At 70.1% G+C, this 19,245-nt stretch carries 23 protein-coding genes and 2 tRNA genes; 17 read left to right on the top strand and 8 right to left on the bottom strand.

All coding sequences use genetic code 11. From position 1 onward, the window contains the following. Positions 1–650: polymorphic toxin-type HINT domain-containing protein (locus tag ACZ5C2_RS27865; protein WP_468796917.1), on the bottom strand; the 650-nt coding region annotated here is incomplete at its 3' end. Positions 651–659: 9 nt separating this feature from the next. Between ACZ5C2_RS27865 and ACZ5C2_RS27870 the strand changes: the two genes are divergently transcribed. Continuing rightward, positions 660–782, top strand: coding sequence for a hypothetical protein (locus tag ACZ5C2_RS27870; protein ID WP_468797520.1), 123 nt, complete (start codon positions 660–662; stop codon positions 780–782). Between the two features lie 105 nt (positions 783–887). On the opposite strand, the gene ACZ5C2_RS27875 is transcribed toward ACZ5C2_RS27870, so the two are convergent. Further along, positions 888–1,337 (bottom strand): ATP-binding protein, encoded by a 450-nt coding sequence (locus ACZ5C2_RS27875; RefSeq protein WP_468796920.1) that lies wholly within the window; start codon positions 1,335–1,337, stop codon positions 888–890. A gap of 219 nt (positions 1,338–1,556) precedes the next feature. Here ACZ5C2_RS27875 and ACZ5C2_RS27880 point away from each other — a divergent pair, with 219 nt between their 5' ends. The 7 genes from ACZ5C2_RS27880 to ACZ5C2_RS27910 all read left to right on the top strand — a co-directional run bounded on the left by ACZ5C2_RS27880 (position 1,557) and on the right by ACZ5C2_RS27910 (position 4,623). Further along, positions 1,557–2,408: a helix-turn-helix domain-containing protein gene (locus tag ACZ5C2_RS27880; protein WP_468796923.1), complete on the top strand. Its 852-nt coding sequence runs from the start codon at positions 1,557–1,559 to the stop codon at positions 2,406–2,408. Positions 2,409–2,412: 4 nt separating this feature from the next. After that, complete coding sequence (locus tag ACZ5C2_RS27885) at positions 2,413–2,616, top strand: DUF397 domain-containing protein (protein ID WP_468796926.1); 204 nt, start codon at positions 2,413–2,415, stop codon at positions 2,614–2,616. 170 nt (positions 2,617–2,786) lie between these two features. Beyond that, positions 2,787–2,957 carry a hypothetical protein gene (locus ACZ5C2_RS27890; protein WP_468796929.1) on the top strand — a complete coding sequence of 57 codons (171 nt, stop codon included), beginning with the start codon at positions 2,787–2,789 and terminating at the stop codon, positions 2,955–2,957. 64 nt (positions 2,958–3,021) lie between these two features. Next, the gene (locus ACZ5C2_RS27895; protein ID WP_468796932.1) at positions 3,022–3,363 is read left to right on the top strand and encodes a type II toxin-antitoxin system VapC family toxin; all 342 of its coding nucleotides are present in this window, start codon (positions 3,022–3,024) and stop codon (positions 3,361–3,363) included. Positions 3,364–3,475: 112 nt separating this feature from the next. Next, the gene (locus ACZ5C2_RS27900) at positions 3,476–3,841 is read left to right on the top strand and encodes a hypothetical protein (protein ID WP_468796935.1); all 366 of its coding nucleotides are present in this window, start codon (positions 3,476–3,478) and stop codon (positions 3,839–3,841) included. A 127-nt stretch (positions 3,842–3,968) separates the two neighbouring features. Then, the gene (locus tag ACZ5C2_RS27905) at positions 3,969–4,559 is read left to right on the top strand and encodes a bifunctional DNA primase/polymerase (protein ID WP_468796938.1); all 591 of its coding nucleotides are present in this window, start codon (positions 3,969–3,971) and stop codon (positions 4,557–4,559) included. After that, positions 4,550–4,623, top strand: a tRNA-Lys gene (locus tag ACZ5C2_RS27910). Before ACZ5C2_RS27905 ends, ACZ5C2_RS27910 begins: the two co-directional genes overlap by 10 nt. A 76-nt stretch (positions 4,624–4,699) precedes the next feature. On the opposite strand, the gene ACZ5C2_RS27915 is transcribed toward ACZ5C2_RS27910, so the two are convergent. After that, positions 4,700–6,139, bottom strand: coding sequence for a M6 family metalloprotease domain-containing protein (locus ACZ5C2_RS27915; RefSeq protein WP_468796941.1), 1,440 nt, complete (start codon positions 6,137–6,139; stop codon positions 4,700–4,702). A 326-nt stretch (positions 6,140–6,465) separates the two neighbouring features. On the opposite strand from ACZ5C2_RS27915, the gene ACZ5C2_RS27920 reads away from it, so the two are divergent. Further along, positions 6,466–8,331 (top strand): putative bifunctional diguanylate cyclase/phosphodiesterase, encoded by a 1,866-nt coding sequence (locus tag ACZ5C2_RS27920; protein ID WP_468796944.1) that lies wholly within the window; start codon positions 6,466–6,468, stop codon positions 8,329–8,331. Here the strand turns inward: ACZ5C2_RS27920 and ACZ5C2_RS27925 are convergent. The 3 genes from ACZ5C2_RS27925 to ACZ5C2_RS27935 form a co-directional block, all read right to left on the bottom strand. Further along, positions 8,307–9,413: an LLM class flavin-dependent oxidoreductase gene (locus tag ACZ5C2_RS27925; RefSeq protein WP_468796947.1), complete on the bottom strand. Its 1,107-nt coding sequence runs from the start codon at positions 9,411–9,413 to the stop codon at positions 8,307–8,309. The two genes, ACZ5C2_RS27920 and ACZ5C2_RS27925, sit on opposite strands and share 25 nt — an antisense overlap. A gap of 133 nt (positions 9,414–9,546) precedes the next feature. Beyond that, a complete protein-coding gene (locus ACZ5C2_RS27930) occupies positions 9,547–10,278 on the bottom strand; it encodes a maleate cis-trans isomerase family protein (RefSeq protein ID WP_468796950.1) in 732 nt (243 codons plus the stop codon). After that, positions 10,275–11,108: a maleate cis-trans isomerase family protein gene (locus ACZ5C2_RS27935; RefSeq protein WP_468797499.1), complete on the bottom strand. Its 834-nt coding sequence runs from the start codon at positions 11,106–11,108 to the stop codon at positions 10,275–10,277. Before ACZ5C2_RS27935 ends, ACZ5C2_RS27930 begins: the two co-directional genes overlap by 4 nt. Before the next feature lie 195 nt (positions 11,109–11,303). Here ACZ5C2_RS27935 and ACZ5C2_RS27940 point away from each other — a divergent pair, with 195 nt between their 5' ends. Further along, positions 11,304–12,251: a D-2-hydroxyacid dehydrogenase gene (locus tag ACZ5C2_RS27940; RefSeq protein ID WP_468796953.1), complete on the top strand. Its 948-nt coding sequence runs from the start codon at positions 11,304–11,306 to the stop codon at positions 12,249–12,251. Between the two features lie 25 nt (positions 12,252–12,276). Beyond that, the gene (locus tag ACZ5C2_RS27945; RefSeq protein ID WP_468796956.1) at positions 12,277–13,674 is read left to right on the top strand and encodes an amidase; all 1,398 of its coding nucleotides are present in this window, start codon (positions 12,277–12,279) and stop codon (positions 13,672–13,674) included. 61 nt (positions 13,675–13,735) lie between these two features. Here the strand turns inward: ACZ5C2_RS27945 and ACZ5C2_RS27950 are convergent, their stop codons facing one another. Further along, the gene (locus tag ACZ5C2_RS27950; protein WP_468796959.1) at positions 13,736–14,230 is read right to left on the bottom strand and encodes a DUF3830 family protein; all 495 of its coding nucleotides are present in this window, start codon (positions 14,228–14,230) and stop codon (positions 13,736–13,738) included. Positions 14,231–14,327: 97 nt separating this feature from the next. Between ACZ5C2_RS27950 and ehuB the strand changes: the two genes are divergently transcribed. The 6 genes from ehuB (at position 14,328) to ACZ5C2_RS27980 (ending at position 18,504) form a co-directional block, all read left to right on the top strand. Further along, on the top strand, positions 14,328–15,257 hold the full coding sequence (gene ehuB, locus ACZ5C2_RS27955; RefSeq protein WP_468796962.1) for an ectoine/hydroxyectoine ABC transporter substrate-binding protein EhuB: 930 nt from the start codon (positions 14,328–14,330) through the stop codon (positions 15,255–15,257). Then, positions 15,254–15,967, top strand: coding sequence for an ectoine/hydroxyectoine ABC transporter permease subunit EhuC (ehuC, locus tag ACZ5C2_RS27960; RefSeq protein ID WP_468796965.1), 714 nt, complete (start codon positions 15,254–15,256; stop codon positions 15,965–15,967). Before ehuB ends, ehuC begins: the two co-directional genes overlap by 4 nt. Beyond that, positions 15,967–16,617 carry an ectoine/hydroxyectoine ABC transporter permease subunit EhuD gene (ehuD, locus tag ACZ5C2_RS27965; RefSeq protein WP_468796968.1) on the top strand — a complete coding sequence of 217 codons (651 nt, stop codon included), beginning with the start codon at positions 15,967–15,969 and terminating at the stop codon, positions 16,615–16,617. The genes ehuC and ehuD overlap by 1 nt, the downstream gene beginning before the upstream one ends. Beyond that, positions 16,607–17,392 carry an ectoine/hydroxyectoine ABC transporter ATP-binding protein EhuA gene (gene ehuA / locus ACZ5C2_RS27970; protein WP_468796971.1) on the top strand — a complete coding sequence of 262 codons (786 nt, stop codon included), beginning with the start codon at positions 16,607–16,609 and terminating at the stop codon, positions 17,390–17,392. The genes ehuD and ehuA overlap by 11 nt, the downstream gene beginning before the upstream one ends. Before the next feature lie 194 nt (positions 17,393–17,586). Continuing rightward, a complete protein-coding gene (locus tag ACZ5C2_RS27975; protein WP_468796974.1) occupies positions 17,587–18,345 on the top strand; it encodes an IclR family transcriptional regulator in 759 nt (252 codons plus the stop codon). Positions 18,346–18,430: 85 nt separating this feature from the next. Then, a tRNA-Lys gene (locus tag ACZ5C2_RS27980) sits at positions 18,431–18,504 on the top strand. Between the two features lie 73 nt (positions 18,505–18,577). Here ACZ5C2_RS27980 and ACZ5C2_RS27985 read toward each other — a convergent pair. Next, complete coding sequence (locus ACZ5C2_RS27985; RefSeq protein ID WP_468796977.1) at positions 18,578–19,183, bottom strand: lytic polysaccharide monooxygenase auxiliary activity family 9 protein; 606 nt, start codon at positions 19,181–19,183, stop codon at positions 18,578–18,580. Positions 19,184–19,245 lie beyond the last annotated feature (62 nt).

Below are 19,245 nucleotides of genomic sequence, written 5' to 3' on the forward strand. Positions count from 1 at the left end.
ACTCCGGCGTAGCCCGTGAACGGCCTCGGCACCAGCAACCTCTCAACAACGCTCCGACCAGCCCTGGCACGCCAGCAAGATCGTGTTATGAGTTCATAGTACGTGTGGGAGTCCGTGACCGTCAGGTTGTGCACTCTCGCCGATTGTGACCAGCGATCAATGCCGGTGATGCGGACGGTTTCGGTGGCTGCAGTGCGCAGTTCCTGCCCGATGGCGAGTTCCCCTGCGTCCACCCACGCATCGAGGCCGGGCACCCAGAACGGGTGGCCGTCGGTCGCGGTGACGCTTACCTGCTCGCCACCAACCGTGAGAGTGAGCGTCACCAGGTTCTTCGTACCTTCCCCAGTGATTTCGGCGGTGACCTGTTTGACTTCGGTCTTCCCCGTCTCCGGGTCCGTCGCCAAGACCTTTTCGCCGATTTCGACGTCCTCAATGGGCTTCGTCGTACCGTCCGCCATCAGGACCTCGGTGCCAGGGGCAAAGCTGTTGCACGGCAGATCCGCTTTGAAGATTTTCAACCCCTTGAACACCCGCCCCCAGGGAAGATCTGTCATCGCCCAGCCGCACGCACTGAGGCTGTCGCCGCTCAGGCAGCTCTTCCACGCGTCGACGTCGGGGGCCACCAGTGAGATGACAATCTGCTGGAACAAGGTTTGTTCATGGTGGACGAGACCAAGCGCCTCACCGGCACCGGACGCAAACGCTGGACCATGCGCTGGAAGGCCGCGCTCCAAGCCTTCGACATCACCTTCGACGGCCGGCTCACCGCCGGACGCCGCTGAACAAATCCGACCGAGTTCCACCGTTCGCTACACAGACCCGCGTCACCCAACGAGCGCCAACCCGTCGCGGGGCAAGGGCTGTTGGGGCGTACACCCGGTCGGCACTCAGCGCCTTGCGTGATCACTGCGCGCAACTCCCGGAGCCACACCCGTGCCCAGTTCGCACCAGATGTACTTGCCTCGGCTGCCGTCCCTCGCCAACGGTTGCCAGCCCCACACGTCGGCGCACGCTCTGATCAGCGCCAGTCCCCGACCGTCCTGTCGATCGATATCCAGGCCCAACGGCTTCGGCGGCTCCGGCGGCGAGGGGTCCGCGTCCCAGGCGCCAAGCCTCAGTACGCCGGCCTCCGACCAGCGCACCCGCAGAGCGGCGGGACCCTTGGTGTGCCGGATGGCGTTCGACACCAGCTCCGTAGCCAGGAGTTCGGCCACGTCGACCAGGCGGATCAGGCCGTGCATGGTCAGGATCAGGCGGAGGGTGCGGCGGCAGATGGTGACGGCGCGGGCGTCGTTCGGGATGGAGAGGGAGTACTCCCACGGGTCGTTTTCGGGCATGCGGATTCCTCACGGGAGCAGGCGGGGGGATGGTGTGCAGCGGTGTCACTGCAGCATCCGTCACGGCAGGACGGAGCGGTGCACTTCCGCCGTACGGGATACACAGAGTGTGCTGTGCGTCACCGACAGTAGGACCTAATTTTAGGTCTGCACAACTCTTTGCCCTACTCTTGCCCCGAAAGAGACGGCTGTTCTTGGAAGTTGAGGCGGGAGAAGGCCATGGCACGTCGACAGCAGCCCACCGCACGTCAGATGCGGTTGGGGCGCGAGTTGCGGAAGCTACGTGAGGCAGCAGGGCTCAAGGCGCGTGAAGCCGCCGCACTGCTCGGGGCCGACTCTGTCCAGATGAGCCAGATCGAGTCCGGGATCTCGGCAGTGAGCGAGGAGCGCATTCGACGGCTCGCTGCTCACTACTCCTGCCCGAACGAGGAGTTGATCACTGCATTGGTGGCCATGGCGGGTGACCGGACGCGCGGCTGGTGGGAGGAGTACCGAGGGCATCTGCCCACGCAGTTCCTGGATCTGTCCGAGCTGGAGCACCACGCTCGCTGCCGCTTGGACGTGGACTTCCTTCACGTCCCGGGCCTTCTGCAGACGGAGGAATACTCACGAGCGCTCTTCTCGTATGTGAATCCAGAGTTCCCCGAGGACGAGGTGGAGCGCTGGGTGGAACACCGGATGCGGCGCAAGGTCATCATCGAACGCCCCCAGCCAGTGGCGTACAAGGCCGTGGTGCATGAAGGGGCACTGCGCATTCGGGTGGGCGACCGGGCCGCGGCGCGGAAGCAACTTGCCCGCATCCTCGAGATCTCCGAGATCGAACATGTCAGCGTGCGCATTGTCCCCTTCGACCTGGACGGCTTCGGTGGTGCCGGAAGCGTCATGGTGTACGCAGGCGGCACTGTTCCCGAACTGGACACGGTGGTTCGCGACGGCCCCAACGGGCCGGTGTTCATCGATGCTGAAGCCCAACTGAACCGCTATCGAACGCTCTTCCGTAGGGTGGAAGCGGTGTCACTCGGTCCCGAGCGTTCGCGGGACTTCATCCACAGGCTGGCGAAGGAGCTGTAAGGACATGCTGATCCCCGGGACTTGGCAGAAGTCGTCGTTCTCCGGCGGCGGACAGGGCGATGCCTGCGTAGAGGTCGCCCACCGCCACCCCCACATAGCCGTCCGCGACTCCAAGGACCCGGGCCGGGCCACGCTCACCTTCCCCGCCACCGCGTTCAGCACGTTCACCGCCCATCTCGGCACCATGCGCCTGCCCGATGTGGAATGAAGCCGTCGGCAGACCCCACCGCGGGATGGTGCTGGGAGTGGATGTCCAGGCAGCACGGCTGCCTCTGTGGAAGACCGGGGACGGAACGGCCCCGTGGACCGCAGACTGTCCGGTATGACCGTTCGCGAGGAAGCGCACCGCCTTCTGGATGCACGCCGGAGGACCGGCTGGTGGATGCCATAGAGCTGTTGCGCGAATGGGCCGAGGTGGAGCGCGGTGAGCGGCGCCCTCGTCGGCGCTTCCGCACGACCTCTTCTTCCGACGGTGAGCCGGACCTCGGCGCGCGCGCCAAGGACGTCGTCCGTGAGGCGTGGGACGGTCAGGAGCAGCGCAGCGCGTGATCGTGATCGACACCGGCCCGTGGTCGCGGCGGCCAACCGCAAAGATGAGCACCACTCCGCTTGCGTGCGTCTGCTGAAGAACCATCCCGGCCCTCTGCCACTGCCGTCCCCGCTCGTGGCAGAGATCGGCTACATGCTCTCCAGCCGGGCCGGCGTGAAGGCCGAGGCCGGTTTCCTGCGTGATGTGGCCGACGGTGTGTACGACTTCGTCCCCGTTACTTCATCCGGAGCCGCACGGGCCGCCGACCTGGTGGAACGGTACGCGGATCTCCCTCTGGGAACGGCGGATGCCTTCGTCGTGGCCGTAGCGGAAAAGTTCCGCGCGATCAACATCGCGACGCTGGACCGTCGCCACTTCAGCATCGTCCGGCCCGCTCACGTATCCGCCTTGACCCTGCTTCCGTAGCGATCCTGCGGGCTCTCACCGAGCGCGTCGACGCCCTCTTGCGCGGGCGCGGGAGAATGGACGGTGGCCCGCCTACCGGGGGGCGATCGTGTCGTACGTGAAGGAGTACCTCATGGCGGAGCACGCGCCGCGTCGGGAGCAGCCGCGGCTACGCCCCGCGCCCCTGCTGTTCGAGCCCGCGGAGGCGGTCTCGGATCCCGAGCACTTCTTCGACCTGGAGTCGATCGAGGATCCGCGCGCCCTGCTGGAGCGGGCGACCGAGCTGACGCTCGCGTTCCGTGCCGCGGCGGACCGGGCGACGGAGTTCCAGGCGATGGCGGCGGCCCAGCTGGCCGACCCCCGGCGCTTCGACCGGCTGACGACGGCGGACATCGCCGAGCGCGCCGAGTGGACCGAGGACTACGCGAAGAAGATGGTCGAGTTCGGCCGGGATCTGATGCGGGGCGGGGACGGGCCGGGGCACGTCGACCCCACGTGAGCCGGCCATCCGCTCGAACGGGCGTGGCATATGCCGGGTGGGCACGATACTGCCTCTCCCGGCCCCGTGTCAGCGGTTCGGGCAACTCTGCGGAATCGTTCCCTCACAGGCGGTAGACCTGTCCGTCATGAGCAGCACACGGAACGCCTCCGACGTCAGCGGTGTCACCCCGGACGGTGCCGCCTGGCTCGCCTCGGCCGGAACGTATCCGCGCAGCACGCTCTCGCACTGGAGGGAGCGGCCGGACGTTCCGGTCGTACTGCCCTGCGGTGTGGTCTTCGACGTGGTGAGCGTTCCCGCGGTCTTCGGGCGCCGGATGCTGGACCGGCTGTGGGAGGAGGGCCCGGGGTCCGGCCCCGTGGCCGAGTACCGCGGGCGGACACTGCTCTTCGCCGCACCCGGTACGGCGCAGAGGCTGCCGGCCCTCATGGAGTGGGAGGAGTGGGGGGCGCGCGGCGCGCGGACGGACGGGGTTCCGCCGCTGCTGTGTCACGGCACCGGCGACGCGGTGACCCTCCCGGCCCCCGCCCCGGCCCTCTCCGGCCCCACCCCCGCCGCCCGCTGGCTGGTCGCCCCCGATACGCGTCGTCCCTGGTTACCGGGCCCGGAGGTGCTGCTGTGGGCGGCCGTACGGGCGGCCCGCGCGGCCGTGCGGATATCGATTTTTCCTCCCACCGATCGTGGTGCTAATGTCTACGACGTCAGCAGGCGCCGCTAGCTCAGTTGGTTAGAGCAGCTGACTCTTAATCAGCGGGTCCGGGGTTCGAGTCCCTGGCGGCGCACGACATGAGTGAGGCCCCTCGCGCAAGCGGGGGGCCTCACTCATGTCCATGGCGGCCATCACGGCTGCCACGACCGTCACGGCTGTCCCGCGGTGATCTTCACCGTCCAGGCGCCCGACGGCGTACGTCCCTCCACCTCCACCCGTACGGACTCCCCCGGCACCGTGAAGCTCTCGCCGAGCGCGACCGGTGCGTCGGCGAGCGGCGGGTAGACGGAGTCCTCCCAGCAGGCCTCGGTGTGCGGGTGGGCGTCGACGACCTCGATGGGCCCGCGCCCGGAGCGGGTGTCGCTGCTCACCCGGTAGACCAGTACCCCCGGCCGGCAGGCCGCCGCGTCGTTGCCGACCGGCCCGCGCACCTCGAAGGCGAGCGCGGTGTCGGGGCCGGTCCGCACGACCGCGAGCTTGGTACCCCGCCCGAGCCCGAAGGACGGCGCCCCCGCCGCCCCCGTCACCGGTGTCCCCGGCCCCGCCCCCAGCGGCTCCAGTGTCAGCCGTACCGGCTCCGGGCCCCGCACGCACCGCACCTGCCGGGGTTCCAGCCAGCCCAGTTTCCATTTGTGCCAGGCGAAGAGGTCCGGGGCGAGGGCGAACTGGCTGCCCATCAGGTCCCAGTCGCCGACGTGGGTGTCCCAGTCGCCCTTGCCGTCCACCGGCCGGTGGTAGAGGTCGGGCAGGTCGAAGACGTGTCCGGTCTCGTGGGCGAGGACGAGGCGGTCCGGGGGGTGGTTCTCGAAGACGGTGACGACCCGGCGGATGTCGGTGCCGTCGGCGCGCAGCGGACGGTCCATGTTGACGACCTTGGTGGCGTCGGAGTCCACGCCCGGTGCGTCCGGGTCGGCGACGAAGTAGACGACGTCGTAGCGCGAGTAGTCGACGTGCCGGTCGGTCACGGCGAGCGCGTCGCGCAGATAGGCCGCGCGGTGGGCGACGGTCCAGTCGCGCTGTATGGCGTACTCGGTGGAGGGGCGCGGCATCCGGATCCACTGCCGCAGGGGGTGCGGGCGCAGGGTGAACCTGCCGTAGGAGGCCCGCTGGAAGAAGCGGCTGGTGGCGGGGAAGTGGTCGGCGGTGAGTTCGGCGGGCGTGGCCAGGGGGTGGGAGTCGGGGAAGGAGAGGAACACCATCACCGCGTCCAGGGTCCGGGACGGGCGGGGGTAGGCGGCGTTCCAGGTGTCCAGGCCCTCGGAGTGGTGGGCGTCGGTGCGGGTGAGGGCGCAGGGCGCCGCCGAGAACAACTCGGTGTCGGAGGGGACGCTCACCAGGGAGGTCGCCGCGAGCGCCGACATGGTGGTGCACATCGCCGCGGTGGTGCGCAGCCGGGGCCGTGCACCCGATCGACCGAACCGGTCCCGTACACCCGATCGGCCCAGCAGGTCCCCCACACCCGATCGGCCCAGCAGGTCCCGTACACCCGATCGGCCGAGCCGGGCCCGCAGTGCCTCACGACCGAGTCGTCTCGGGGTGAGCGGACGCGGCACGAGGACCTCCGGGAGACGGTTCGCGGGACACCGCACCCCAGACTGTGGCGATTTGTCATACTGCGCCCTGTTCAACTGCACCGGACGGGTGAGAAACGCGGGAATCCGAGCGGGGCCGGGCGGAGTCACTCAGAGTCGACACCCAGTTCACTCACGGAACGTCACAACTGGTCGGAGGCCCGCAGAAGCCGTCCACCCGTGGGCAGAAACGATCGGGCAGAGATGCGGAACCGTACGGAAGACCGGAGAGTGACTGGAAGGCCCCGGCGCGGGCCTCTATGATCGGCACACTTCCTGGTACTGAGAGACTTTCCTGCACGGACAGCGGCGGACAGCGATCGAGTGCACTGCGGGAGCGAGTGGTGAGCGGAACGTCCGAAGGGCCGGCGCCCGCGACGGAACTCGACCGGCCGGTCGTCACAGAGAGTGAGATCGTCACGTCTGCCGGTACCGAACCCCCAGCCCTGCGTTCCCCCTCGCCCCTGCCTCCCCCGTCTCCCCCCTCGTACCGCTCGGTCTTCACGGCCGCGCCGCTCGCCATGGCCGTTGTGGACCGCGAGGGCACGGTGACCGGTGCCAACGCCGCCCTCGCCGGACTGCTGGGCCGCGACCCCGACACCCTGACCGGTGCCGTCGCCGCCGACCTGGTGGATCTCACCTCGGACGCCCGTACCTGGCACGCCTACCGGGAGATGCTGCGCGGACGGCGGGCCAGGCTGCGCTGCACGCGCCGGCTGAAGCACCCCGAGGGACACGCGCTGTGGGTGCGGGTGACGGTCGTCCCGCTGTCCGCCGACGACGCGGGCGTCCTGCTGTCCGTCGCCGACATCAGCGATCACCGTGAACTCCAGGAACGGCTGCGGCATGTGCGGATGCACGACCCCGTGACCCGGCTGCCCAACCGCACCCTGTTCTTCGAACGGCTGACGGCCGCGCTGGAGGCGGAGTCGTACGAGGAGAGCGGCACGGGCCGGATCGGGCTGTGCTACCTCGACCTGGACGGGTTCAAGGCCGTCAACGACACCCTGGGCCACCGCGTCGGGGACCAGCTGCTGACGGCCGTCGCCGAACGGCTCAGCCAGTGCGCGAAGGACGCGGCCAGGACCGGCACACCGCTGGTCGCCCGGCTCGGCGGGGACGAGTTCGCGCTGCTGGTCGAGGACTCCACCGGAACCGAACAGCTGGCCGACCTGGCCGGGTCGCTGCTCGACGCGATCCAGGCGCCCTTCGACCTCGACGGCCGGAGGCTGTCGGTGTCCGCGTCGATCGGGGTGGTCGAGCGCCATGCCGCCGGGACCACGCCCACCGCGCTGATGCAGGCCGCCGACACCACGCTGTACTGGGCGAAGGCCGACGGCAAGGCCCGCTGGACGCTGTTCGACCCGGAGCGCAACGCCCACCGGGTGACCCGCCAGGCGCTCGCCTCCACGCTCCGCCCGGCCATCGACCGGGGCGAGTTCGCGCTGGAGTACCAGCCGCTGGTGGGCATGGAGGACGACCGGGTGCACGGCGTGGAGGCGCTGATCCGCTGGCACCATCCGCGGTTCGGCACGCTGACGCCGAATCGGTTCATCTCGCTCGCGGAGGAGGACGGCTCGATCGTGCCGCTCGGCCGCTGGGTGCTGCGCACCGCCTGCCGGCAGGCCCGTGACTGGCAGGTGGAGCACCCGGACGAGCCGCCGATCTTCGTCAGCGTGAACGTGGCGGTCCGTCAGGTGTGGGACTCCGACCTGGTGGCGGACGTCGCCGACACCCTCGCCGAGACGGGCCTCGCGCCGCAGCTGCTCCAGCTGGAGCTGACCGAGTCCGCGGTGATGGGCTCCTCCGGCCGCCCGATCCAGACCCTGAAGGCGCTCAGCGACATGGGCGTACGCATCGCCATCGACGACTTCGGCACCGGCTACTCGAACCTGGCCTACCTCAGCCGGCTGCCGGTGTCGGTGCTGAAGCTGGACGGCTCCTTCGTCCGCGGCTTCCAGATCGAGGAGCGCACCGCCAAGGCGAGCCCGGCGGACGAGGTCATCGTCGAGGCGATGGTGCAGCTCGCCCACCGGCTCGGTCTGACCGTCACCGCGGAGTGCGTGGAGACCTCGGCGCAGGCCACCCGGCTGCGGCGGATCGGCTGCGACACCGGTCAGGGCTGGCTGTACTCGCGTCCGGTGTCGCCGGACCGCATCTCCGAGCTGCTGGGCACGCCCGGGGTTCAGGCGGGCGTGGGCAATCCGTAGACGTCGGCGATCAGCTCGTAGGACCGCAGGCGTACGGCACCGCCGTGGGCGTTCGCGGTGAGCATCAGCTCGTCGGCGTCGGTGCGCTTCCGCAGCTCGTCGAGGCCCGCGCGGACCTCGTCCGCCGTGCCGTGGACGACGTTGGCGTTCCAGGAGTCGACGAACTCCCGCTCCATGGGGCTGAAGTCGTACGCCTCCGCCTCCTCGGGGGTGGGGACCAGCCCCGGGCGGCCGGTGCGCAGCCGGACCATGCTGAGGGCGGCGGCGAGCACCTGGCGGCGGGCCTCCTTCTCGTCGTCCGCCGCGAGCGCGGAGACGCCGATGAGGGCGTAGGGGGCGTCGAGGACCTCGCTGGGGCGGAAGGAGTCGCGGTAGAGGTCCAGCGCCGGGACCGTGTTCTGCGCCGAGAAGTGGTGGGCGAAGGCGAAGGGCAGGCCGAGCGTGCCGGCCAGCCGGGCGCTGAAGCCGGAGGAGCCGAGCAGCCAGAGGGGCGGGCGGTGTGGTGACTGCACGCCGCCGGGGGAGGTCGCCTGCACCGGGCCGGGGACGGCGTGGATGCGGCGGTAGGGGTGACCGTCGGGGAAGTCGTCGTCGAGGAAACGGGTGAGCTCGGCGAGCTGCTGGGGGAAGTCGTCGGCGCCCTCGTTCAGCCGGTCGGTGCGGCGCAGGGCTGCCGCGGTGGCACCGTCGGTGCCGGGGGCGCGTCCGAGGCCGAGGTCGATCCGGCCCGGGGCCAGCGCCTCCAGGGTGCCGAACTGCTCGGCGATGACCAGCGGAGCATGGTTGGGCAGCATCACGCCGCCGGAACCGAGGCGGATGCGGTCGGTGTGGGCAGCGAGGTGGGCCAGGATGACCGCCGGGGAGGAGGAGGCCACGCCCGGCATGGAGTGGTGCTCGGCGACCCAGTGGCGGTGGAAGCCCCGGGACTCGGCAAGACGGGCGAGGTCCACGCTGGTGCGCAGGGCGTCCGTGGCGGTGCGGCCGGCGCCCACGGTGACGAGGTCGAGAACCGAGAGCGGGACGGGGGCGTTCCCCTGAGCCGTGCCTCGGATCCCGTCGGCTGCGGTGTCGTCTGCGGCCACGGTGGGGTGCCTCCTGTGTGTCGCCGTGCGCTGTCCCCGGTGGACAACAGGAGGGCCACCTCGTCTATTCCGGGGCCGTGCGTGAGCGGTTGGGACGGGCGTCCCACCGCCGCACCCGGACGGCCGCCCCCGGTCACACCTGGACGATCGGCTCCCGGGTGAACAGCGCGCCCAGTTCCGGGGCGTTCACGCGGCGGTCGGCCAGGCGCAGGCACTCCCAGGCCGTGACCTGGTTGGCGGTGAGGACCGGCTTGCCCAGCTCCTTCTCCAGGGCGGGGATGTGGGCGATGGTGTGCAGGGCCGTGTCCGGCAGGAGCAGCGCGTCGGCGTCGGGGGTGTCGGCCGCGCGGGCCAGGGCGGACAGCTCCTCCTCGCCCCAGGTGCCGACCTCGGCCGCGGTGATGATCCCTGAGCTGCGCACCCCGGTGACCTCCACGCCACCGGCCCGCAGGAACTCGGCGAAGAGCAGCGCCACGTCGTCCGGGTAGGTGGCGCCGACGGCGACCCGCCGCGCCTCGATCTCCCGCAGCGCGTGCACGAAGCCGAAGGACGTGGACGACGCGGGCATTCCGGCCGCCATGGCGAGACTGCGCACCTGCTCGTGGGCACCGTCCCAGCCGTGCACGAAGCTGCCGCTGGTGCAGGCCCACACCACCGCCTCGGCGCCGGACAGGCGCAGCTGCTGGAGGCCGGCCGCCAGCCGCTCGGGCGCGCCCATCTGGAGCAGCGCGTCCACCCGGTGGGCGTCCTCGCCGATGTCGGTGTGCACCAGGTCCACCCGGACGTCGCTGCCCAACAACTGTTCGATACGCGGATAGTCGTCCTCTGCGGAGTGGCCCGGGTACAGGAATCCCAGTGCGGTCATGTCCAGCCTTCCTGCTGCTTCTCTTCCGGCACGTCCGGCAGTACGGAGCCGGACGTCTGGCCCGGCAGTACGGTCCCGGAGCGCGCCGACGCGTCGATCAGCGCCTGATACGGTCCCACCGCTCGGGTACCCAATCGGCGCAGCGCCGCCCACATGGTCACCTGGTTGGCCGAGATGACCGGTATGCGCAGCTCCGCCTCCAGCTGGGGGATGACGTCGTAGGTCGGCAGGTTGGTGCAGGACAGGAACAGCGCGTCCGCCGCGCCGAGCCGTCCGCGGACCGCCGCCTGCCTGGCCATGTCCACCACCTCGCGGTAGGTGACTTTCCAGATGTGCCTGGTCAGACCCATGTAGGCGCAACCGGTGACGGTGACACCGGCCCGGGCGACGTACTTCTGCAGCACCCGGGTGACCGACACGGTGTACGGGGTGACCAGGGCGAGGCGGCGTACGTCCAGTTCCACCAGCGCCTCGAGGAGCGCGCCGGAGGTGGTGAGGGCCGGGATCGCGCCGGCCCGGCTCATCGCCTCGCACATCGCGCGCTCGCCGACGATCCCGCCGACGAAGCTGCCCGACGTGCAGGCGTAGGCGACGACCTCGGGCGCGACCTCGGTGAGGGTGCGCACCGCGTCGCCGAGGGTCTCGTGCTCGCTGATCAGCCGGGCGAGGTCGAGACTCACCTCGACCGGCACGTACGGCGTGCGGGTGAGGTGCAGTGACACCTCGTCCGGAATCCAGCGCCACAGCTCGCGGTCCAGCGCGAAGTCGAAGGGGGCGACGACACCGACACCGCGCTGCGGGCCGGGGCCGCCGAGAAAGGAGACGTCCATGTCAGCACCGGCCTCACGCTGGGAGACGAGCACACAAGGGATCGCGGGAACGCCCGTGTTGACGACGGTAGGTTCGGGTGCGAGCGTGGTCAATCCGCGCATCTCAGACTCCGGCCAATCCTTCGCAAAGTCCTTCACGAAGTCCCCGGCCGTTCCCTTCCCGAAGACCCGGCCAGCCCGGAGAAACGGCGGCTCATGACCATCCCCACGCTGCTCGTCCTGGACGCCGATCCGCTCCCCCGCCTCGGCAGGCTCACCGGCCGTGTCAGGGTCGAGCACGCCGACGCCGCGGCGCTCGCCGAGCTGCTGCCGTCGGCGGATGTGCTGCTGGTGTGGGACTTCACCTCGCACGCGGTGCGCCGGGCGTGGCCCGGTGCGGGCCCTCGCCCGCGCTGGGTGCACACGGCGAGCGCGGGCGTGGACCATCTGCTCTGTCCGGAACTCGCCGCGTCCGACACCGTGGTCACCAACGCGCGCGGGGTCTTCGACCGGCCGATCGCCGAGTACGTCGCGGCCCTGGTGCTCGCCTTCGCCAAGGATCTGCCGCGGACGCTGGAGTTTCAGCGGGAGCGGACCTGGCGGCACCGGGAGACGCGCAAGGTCGCCGGGACCCGTGCCGTGGTGGTCGGCTCGGGACCGATCGGCCGGGCGATCACCGGCACGCTCCAGGCGCTCGGGGTGCGGACCGCGCTGGTCGGGCGGTCCGCGCGGACCGGTGTGCACGGCCCGGAGGACCTGGACCGGCTGCTGGCCGGCGCGGACTGGGTGATCGCCGCCGCGCCGCTGACGGAGGAGACACGGGGCATGTTCGACGCCCGCCGGTTCGGGGTGATGCGGCCGTCCGCGTACTTCGTCAACATCGGCCGGGGGCAGCTGGTCGTGGAGGAGGCTCTGGCCGGGGCGCTGCGGGGGCGGTGGATCGCGGGCGCGGCGCTGGACGTCTTCGCGGCCGAGCCGCTCACCCCGGACAGCCCGCTCTGGGAGCTCCCGGGGCTGGTCGTGTCGCCGCACATGAGCGGGGACACGGTCGGCTGGCGGGACGAACTCGGTGAGCAGTTCGTGGAGTTGTTCGAGCTGTGGGCGGCGGGTGAGCCGCTGGTGAACGTGGTCGACAAGCAGCGCGGGTATGTACCGGGTCACTGACGTGCGTACGTGAGAAGGAGGCCGGATGTCCGAGCTCACCGAGCTGACCGCCGTACGGCTCGTCGACGGCTACCGCAGGGGCGAGATCGGCCCCGTGGAGGTGACCCGCGCGGCGCTGGAGCGGGCGGAGGCGATCCAGCCGGAGGTGAACGCGTTCGTGCGGCTGCTCGCCGGGGACGCGCTGGAGCGGGCGGCCGCCTCCGAGGAGCGGTGGCGGCGGGGTGAGCCGTGCGGGCTGCTGGACGGGGTGCCGGTGACGGTGAAGGACATCCTGCTGCTGCGCGGCGCCCCGACGCTGAAGGGCTCGCGGACGATCGACCCGGCGGGCCGCTGGGACGAGGACGCGCCCTCGGTGGCCCGGCTGCGCGAGCACGGCGCGGTGTTCCTGGGCAAGACGACGACCCCCGAGTTCGGCTGGAAGGGGGTGACGGACTCACCCCTCAGCGGGATCACCCGTAATCCGTACGATCCGACGCGTACCGCGGGCGGGTCCAGTGGTGGCGCGGCGGCGGCCGTGGCGCTGGGCGCGGGACCGCTGGCGCTGGGCACGGACGGCGGGGGCAGTGTCCGTATCCCTGCCGCGTTCTGCGGGATCTTCGCGCTGAAGCCGACGTACGGGAGGGTGCCGCTGTATCCGGCGAGCGCGTTCGGCACGCTGGCGCACGTCGGTCCGATGACCCGGGACGCGGCGGACGCGGCGCTGCTGATGGAGGTGATCGGCGGACCGGACTCCCGTGACTGGTCGGCGCTCGGACCGGCGCCCGGCTCGCTCCGGGAAGGGCTCGCGGGCGGGGTGCGCGGGCTGCGGGTGGCGTACTCGCCGACGCTGGGCGGGCAGGTGCGGGTGGATCCGGAGGTCGCGGCCGCGGTGCGGCGGGCGGTGGAGCGGCTGGCGGGGCTCGGCGCGTACGTCGAGGAGACCGACCCGGATCTCACCGACCCGGTGGAGGCCTTCCACACCCTGTGGTTCGCCGGTGCGGCGCGAGTGGTCCAGCACCTCACCCGGGAGCAGCGGGGGCTGCTCGACCCGGGGCTGCGGGAGATCTGCGGGGCGGGTGCCCGCTTCTCGGCGCTGGACTACCTGGCCGCGGTGGACGTGCGGATGGACCTGGGCCGGCGGATGGGCCGTTTCCACGACACCCACGACCTGCTGGTCACCCCGACGATGCCCCGCACGGCGTTCGAGGCGGGTGCCGAGGTGCCGAAGGGGGCGGGCCACCGCCGCTGGACGGGCTGGACCCCGTTCACGTACCCGTTCAACATGACGCAGCAGCCCGCCGCGACGGTGCCCGTCGGCACCGACGCCGGCGGGCTGCCCATCGGCCTCCAGCTGGTGGCCGCCCGGCACCGGGACGACCTGGTCCTGCGGGCGGCGCACGCACTGTACGAGGCGGGGGTGAGCGGCACGCCCTCCGGTGGCTGAGCGGCCCTCACGCCGGCCGGAAGCTCAGCGGCCCTCACGCCCGCCGGTAACTCAGCGGCCCTCAGGCCCGCCGGAAGCTGAGCGTCTCTCCGGCCGCGCCCGTGCGCCACAGGTCGTTGCAGGCGCTGGCCAGGGAATCCAGTCCCTCCACCACCTGGCCCCAGACGATGCCCGGGACCCAGCCGACGTCGCCGTTCAGCAGCAGGTTGTTGCGCTCGTAGAACAGGGCCAGGTCCACGACGGTGGTGCCGGGGCGGACCTCCCGGTCGTAGCCGTAGGCCCTGGTGCCCAACTCGGCACCCGCGAAGGAGAAATAGCACAGATCACCCGGAATGGGGGTGACCGTCGGGTTCTCCAGGGGTGGTTCGGTGTCCGCGAAGGGCGGGAACAGGGCGTAGATCTCGTTGCGCGCGTACTTGGCGTGGTAGACGTCGCCGGACAGCGGGAGGGATTTCCAGACGGCTTCGCAGGTGATCGGCGCCCGGTCGTCGAGGAGTCGGGCCGTGCCGGTGATTCCTCGCTTGACCAGGGAGATCTCGAGATATCGGTCTGCCATGTCCCCCATGGTCCCGCGCCGGTCAAGACCGCCCGACCGCCGAACGGGGCTGAAACTGGCCGGAATAACTCGCATCGCTTCGGGTAGCTGCGCCGCCATGGCTCCACCACACAGAACCCCTCCAAGGGGTATTTCCGACCAAAGGTCCAGGACAGCCGGGCCCACTCGCCGGTCGCTGCTCGCGGGGGTCGCGGCGCTCGGTGCGCTGGGGGCCGCCGGCTGCTCGCGGGTGGCCACCGCGTCCGACGTGGAAGGCGGCGATCTTCTCGAACGGCTCAGGGCACAGGGCGTGGCCCGGCTCGGCATCGCGGGTGAGATCCCCTTCGGGTACATCAGCAGGGACGGTGAGCTGACCGGCGAGGCCCCGGAGCTGGCGAAGGTCATCTTCAAGCGGCTCGGCGTGGACCGGGTGCAGCCGGTACCGACGGAGTTCGGCTCCCTCATCCCGGGTCTGGCGTCGCAGCAGTTCGACATCGTGGCGGCCGGGATGTACATCAACCCCGACCGCTGCCAGCAGGTCATCTTCTCCGACCCCGACTACCAGATGCTCGACGCCTTCATCGTGCGCAAGGGGAACCCCCTCGGGCTGCGCGACTACAAGGACGTCGTGGAGAAGAAGGCCAAGTTCGCGACCGGTACCGGCTACGCCGAGATCGCCTACGCGGTGGAGGCCGGGTACAAGGAGAGCGACATCCTCATCGTGCCCGACCAGGTGGCCGGCCTGAACGCCGTCGAGGCCGGGCGCGTGGACGTCTTCGCGGGTACGGCGCTGACCGTCCGCGAGGTGGTCAAGAAGTCCGGCAAGACCGAGGCGACGGAGGCGTTCCAGCCCATTGTCGACGGTGAGCCGCACACGGACGGCGGCGGTTTCGCCTTCCGCCCGGACGAGACCAATCTGCGGGACGCCTTCAACGTCGAACTGCACAAACTCAAGAAGAGCGGCGAACTGCTGCGCATCCTCAAGCCCTTCGGTTTCACCGAGGACGAGATGACGGATCTGACCGCGAAGGAGTTGTGCGGCGGATGACATCCGGACTGTGGGAACTCGTACTCCAGGGCGTCTGGGTCACCATCCAGCTGCTCGTCTTCAGCTCGCTGCTCGCCGCGGGCGTCTCCTTCGTGATCGGTATCGCGCGCACCCACCACCTGTGGATCGTCCGCTTCCTCGCGGGCTTCTACACCGAGGTGTTCCGCGGGACCTCCGCACTGGTGATGATCTTCTGGGTGTTCTTCGTGCTGCCGCCGGCCTTCGGCTGGCAGCTGGTCCCGATGTGGGCGGGCACGCTGGCGCTGGGCCTGACCTACGGGGCGTACGGCTCCGAGATCGTGCGCGGCGCACTCGGCGCGGTCGACCCGGCGCAGAAGGAGGGCGGCATCGCGCTCAGCTTCACGCCTTGGCAGCGGATGAGGCTGATCATGCTGCCGCAGGCGGTGCCGGAGATGATCCCGCCGTTCTCCAACCTGCTGATCGAGCTGCTCAAGGGCACCGCCCTGGTATCGATCATGGGCATGGGCGATCTGGCGTTCAGCGGCAACCTGGTGCGTCTGGCGCTGCAGGAGAGCGCGGAGATCTACACGTACATCCTGCTGATCTACTTCGTGATCGCGTTCCTGCTGACGCGGGTGATGCGCGGGCTGGAGAAGAAGCTGAAGGCTGGCGTGGGGAACGCACCGGTGCGCAAACCTGACGTGGAACTGAAGAGTCCTGAGACGAGCAACGTGGGGGGTGCCGCCTGATGGAATGGGACTGGAGCGCGGTCTCCGACTTCATGCCGCACTTCTGGGACGGTCTGCTGGTCACCCTGCAGATCCTCGTCCTGGGATCGCTGGTGTCGTTCGTCCTCGGCCTGGTGTGGGCACTGCTGATGCGGGTGCCGTCCCGCTGGGTGACCTGGCCCGTCGGGGTGCTCACGGAGTTCGTGCGCAACACCCCGCTGCTGGTGCAGCTGTTCTTCCTCTTCTACGTGCTGCCCGAGTGGGGTGTGACCGCCCCGGCGCTCACCACCGGTGTGCTCGCCATCGGGCTGCACTACTCGACGTACACGATGCAGGTCTACCGGGCCGGCATCGAGGCGGTGCCGGTCGGCCAGTGGGAGGCCGCGACGGCGCTGAACCTGCCGGTGAAGCGGACGTGGACGGCCGTGATCCTGCCGCAGGCGATCCGCCGCGTGGTACCCGCCCTCGGCAACTACGTGATCTCGATGCTGAAGGACACACCGCTGCTGATGGCGATCACGGTGCTGGAGATGCTCGGCGAGGCACGACTGTTCTCGCAGCAGAACTTCCAGTTCACCGAATCCCTGACGGTGATCGGCGTGGCCTTCATCATCATCTCCTACCTGGCATCCCTTGCCCTGCGAGCCCTGGAGCGACGCCTTGCCCACTGACACTCTTCCCCATCCCGAGACAAGCCCCGAGCGCGGTTCCGGCGAGCTGATCCGCCTGGAACAGGTCACCAAGCGGTTCGGGGAGAACACCGTCCTCGACCACCTGGACTTCTCCGTCGACGCCGGCAAGCACGTCACCCTGATCGGCCCGTCGGGGTCGGGCAAGACGACGATCCTGCGGCTGTTGATGACGCTGCTCAAGCCCGACGAGGGCACCATCACCGTGGACGGGCAGAAGCTGTTCCCGGCGACCGAGAAGGAGCGGCGGGAGGTGCGCAAGCAGATCGGGATGGTGTTCCAGCAGTTCAACCTGTTCCCGAACATGACCGTGCTGCGCAACATCACCGAGGCACCGGTCACCGTGCTCGGCATGTCCAAGGACGAGGCGGCGGAGCGGGCCAGGGAGCTGCTCGACATGGTGGGCCTGGCCGACAAGCACGACGCCCGCCCGGCCCAGCTCTCCGGCGGCCAGCAGCAGCGCGTGGCGATCGCCCGGGCGCTGGCGATGCGGCCGAAGGTGCTCCTCCTCGACGAGGTGACCTCGGCGCTCGACCCGGAGCTGGTCGCGGGTGTGCTGGATGTGCTGCGCGACATCGCCCGCTCGACCGACATCACCATGCTCTGTGTGACCCACGAGATGAACTTCGCCCGGGACATCTCCGACCAGGTGCTGATGTTCGACGCGGGCCGGGTCATCGAGGCGGGTCCGCCGGAGAAGATGTTCAACGAGCCGGAGCACGACCGGACGCGGGAGTTCCTCAGCGCGGTCCTTTAACCACGGGGTGTGAACGGGCAACGCCCGAGGTCCACGCCCCGGGTCGTCCCTCTGGCATGTGCCAGAGGGACGGCGTCGCAGTTGAGGGGGCCGCCATCTTGTCAACCCCCGCTTCCCGGACGCCGTTTGACGGCTATCGTGGAGGGGATTCGCTGACCGGATTGCGGCCCCAAGAGCGAGCGCAGGGGGACACCGTGGCGCTGAGGCACGAGCCGACCGCGTCGTACCACTCGGTCCAGGACGCCCTGCGCGTCCTGGAGACGGTGGCGCGGCGCAGCACAGGAGTCAACGACACCGAACTCGCCCGCGAGACCGGCATCGCAACGGAGCGGCTGACCACCCTCCTGCGGATGCTGCGCCGCGAGGCCTACATCGAGCAGATCGCCGACGGTGCGTACGTCACCGGATCGGCCTTCACCCGCCTCGGTTCCGTCGAGGGACACGAGCAGGCGCTGCGCGACAAACTCCAGCACACCCTGGACCGGCTCCGCGATTCCGTGGGCGCCGCCGTCTACATCACCCGGTACGTCGACGGAGAGGTCGAGGTCACCCAGTACGCCGACGGCCCGGCCACCCCGAAGGTCAACGAGTGGGTGGACTTCCGTTCCTCGGCGCACGCCACCGCGATGGGCAAGAGCCTGCTCACCCAGCTCGACCACGACGGCCGGCGCGACCACCTCGCCCGGCACAGGATGGCCCGGCTCACCTCGCGCACCATCACCAGTGACCGCCTGCTGCTGTCCCGGCTGGCGTCACAGCCGCCCACGGTGCCGGTCCTGGACCTCCAGGAGTACGCGGTGGGCACGGTCTGCGCGGCCGTTCCGATCACGGCCGGTTCCTCGGTGGGCTGCCTGGCGCTGTCCCTTCCGGTGGAGCACGCCCACCGGCTGCGCCAGGCAGCCGACACCCTCAACCGCAGCGCGGCTCCGGTGCTGCTCTCGCTGACGATCTAGCGTCCGGGAGGGTGGTCGGAACCACCTTCCCGGACCGGGTATTATTTTTTCGTCGCCGACCGCGAAAGCGGACGGCGGGAGTCATGCGCCGCTAGCTCAGTTGGTTAGAGCAGCTGACTCTTAATCAGCGGGTCCGGGGTTCGAGTCCCTGGCGGCGCACCTGGAAGGGCCTCTCGTGGGAGCGAGAGGCCCTTTGACGTGCTGTGACGTGCTGGTGACGCGTTCGGAGGGCTCAGAACGTGACGTCGGAGCAGGCGTAGAACGCGTTGCCCGTGTCATGGACCGTCCACACCGCGAGGATCACGTGGTGGCCGCTGAGCCCGGACGGCAGACGGCCACTGTGCGAGAGCGTCTGCGGCGGACGCTGGCCGTTGTAGGGCACCGTCAGGAACGGGGTGAGGTTGAGGTCGGACCGGGACAGGTTGTGGTTCTGGTTCCAGCCCGGCCGGGTGATGTAGTACGTGAAGTCGGTCGTGGCGTGCATGGCCGTGAACTGCCACCGGAAGGTGTAGTTCTGGCCGCCCGACACGCGGGTGGTGGGCCAGGCCCCGCCCGACGGGGTCCGCGGGCTGTCGAGCTGGCCGAACCGCGTGTTGTTGGCAGAGCAGAGCTGCCCGTCGGCGGGTCCGGAGGCGGGGAAGCCCTTCGGGCCCTCGACGCTCTGCGGCTCCCACTGGATGGATCCGCAGTTGGTGACCGTGCCGTTCTGGCAGAGCTTCTGCCTGCTGATCGGCAGATCGGTGTAGCCGTGGCCGCTGGCACCACCGGAGGAGAGCACGAGCGCTCCGGTCGTGGCCAGTCCCACCGCGGCTGCGTACAGCTTGGTCCGTGTGCGCATGCTGCCGCTCCTGGAGAACGTGGGGGAGTTTCACTGAGCCGTGCAGGTAGGTCTAGACCAAG

It is taken from the genome of Streptomyces sp. NPDC031365 (assembly GCF_055569765.1).

Excerpts from the sequence above, each read along its gene's own strand:
- ACZ5C2_RS27870 (WP_468797520.1), top strand. The coding sequence starts at position 660 with ATGGTGGACGAGACCAAGCGCCTCACCGGCACCGGACGCAAACGCTGG.
- ACZ5C2_RS27875 (WP_468796920.1), bottom strand. The coding sequence starts at position 1,337 with ATGCCCGAAAACGACCCGTGGGAGTACTCCCTCTCCATCCCGAACGAC.
- ACZ5C2_RS27880 (WP_468796923.1), top strand. The coding sequence starts at position 1,557 with ATGGCACGTCGACAGCAGCCCACCGCACGTCAGATGCGGTTGGGGCGC.
- ACZ5C2_RS27885 (WP_468796926.1), top strand. The coding sequence starts at position 2,413 with ATGCTGATCCCCGGGACTTGGCAGAAGTCGTCGTTCTCCGGCGGCGGA.
- ACZ5C2_RS27900 (WP_468796935.1), top strand. The coding sequence starts at position 3,476 with ATGGCGGAGCACGCGCCGCGTCGGGAGCAGCCGCGGCTACGCCCCGCG.
- ACZ5C2_RS27905 (WP_468796938.1), top strand. The coding sequence starts at position 3,969 with ATGAGCAGCACACGGAACGCCTCCGACGTCAGCGGTGTCACCCCGGAC.
- ACZ5C2_RS27930 (WP_468796950.1), bottom strand. The coding sequence starts at position 10,278 with ATGACCGCACTGGGATTCCTGTACCCGGGCCACTCCGCAGAGGACGAC.
- ACZ5C2_RS27935 (WP_468797499.1), bottom strand. The coding sequence starts at position 11,108 with ATGGACGTCTCCTTTCTCGGCGGCCCCGGCCCGCAGCGCGGTGTCGGT.
- ACZ5C2_RS27940 (WP_468796953.1), top strand. The coding sequence starts at position 11,304 with ATGACCATCCCCACGCTGCTCGTCCTGGACGCCGATCCGCTCCCCCGC.
- ACZ5C2_RS27945 (WP_468796956.1), top strand. The coding sequence starts at position 12,277 with ATGTCCGAGCTCACCGAGCTGACCGCCGTACGGCTCGTCGACGGCTAC.
- ACZ5C2_RS27950 (WP_468796959.1), bottom strand. The coding sequence starts at position 14,230 with ATGGCAGACCGATATCTCGAGATCTCCCTGGTCAAGCGAGGAATCACC.
- ehuB (WP_468796962.1), top strand. The coding sequence starts at position 14,328 with ATGGCTCCACCACACAGAACCCCTCCAAGGGGTATTTCCGACCAAAGG.
- ehuC (WP_468796965.1), top strand. The coding sequence starts at position 15,254 with ATGACATCCGGACTGTGGGAACTCGTACTCCAGGGCGTCTGGGTCACC.
- ehuD (WP_468796968.1), top strand. The coding sequence starts at position 15,967 with ATGGAATGGGACTGGAGCGCGGTCTCCGACTTCATGCCGCACTTCTGG.
- ACZ5C2_RS27985 (WP_468796977.1), bottom strand. The coding sequence starts at position 19,183 with ATGCGCACACGGACCAAGCTGTACGCAGCCGCGGTGGGACTGGCCACG.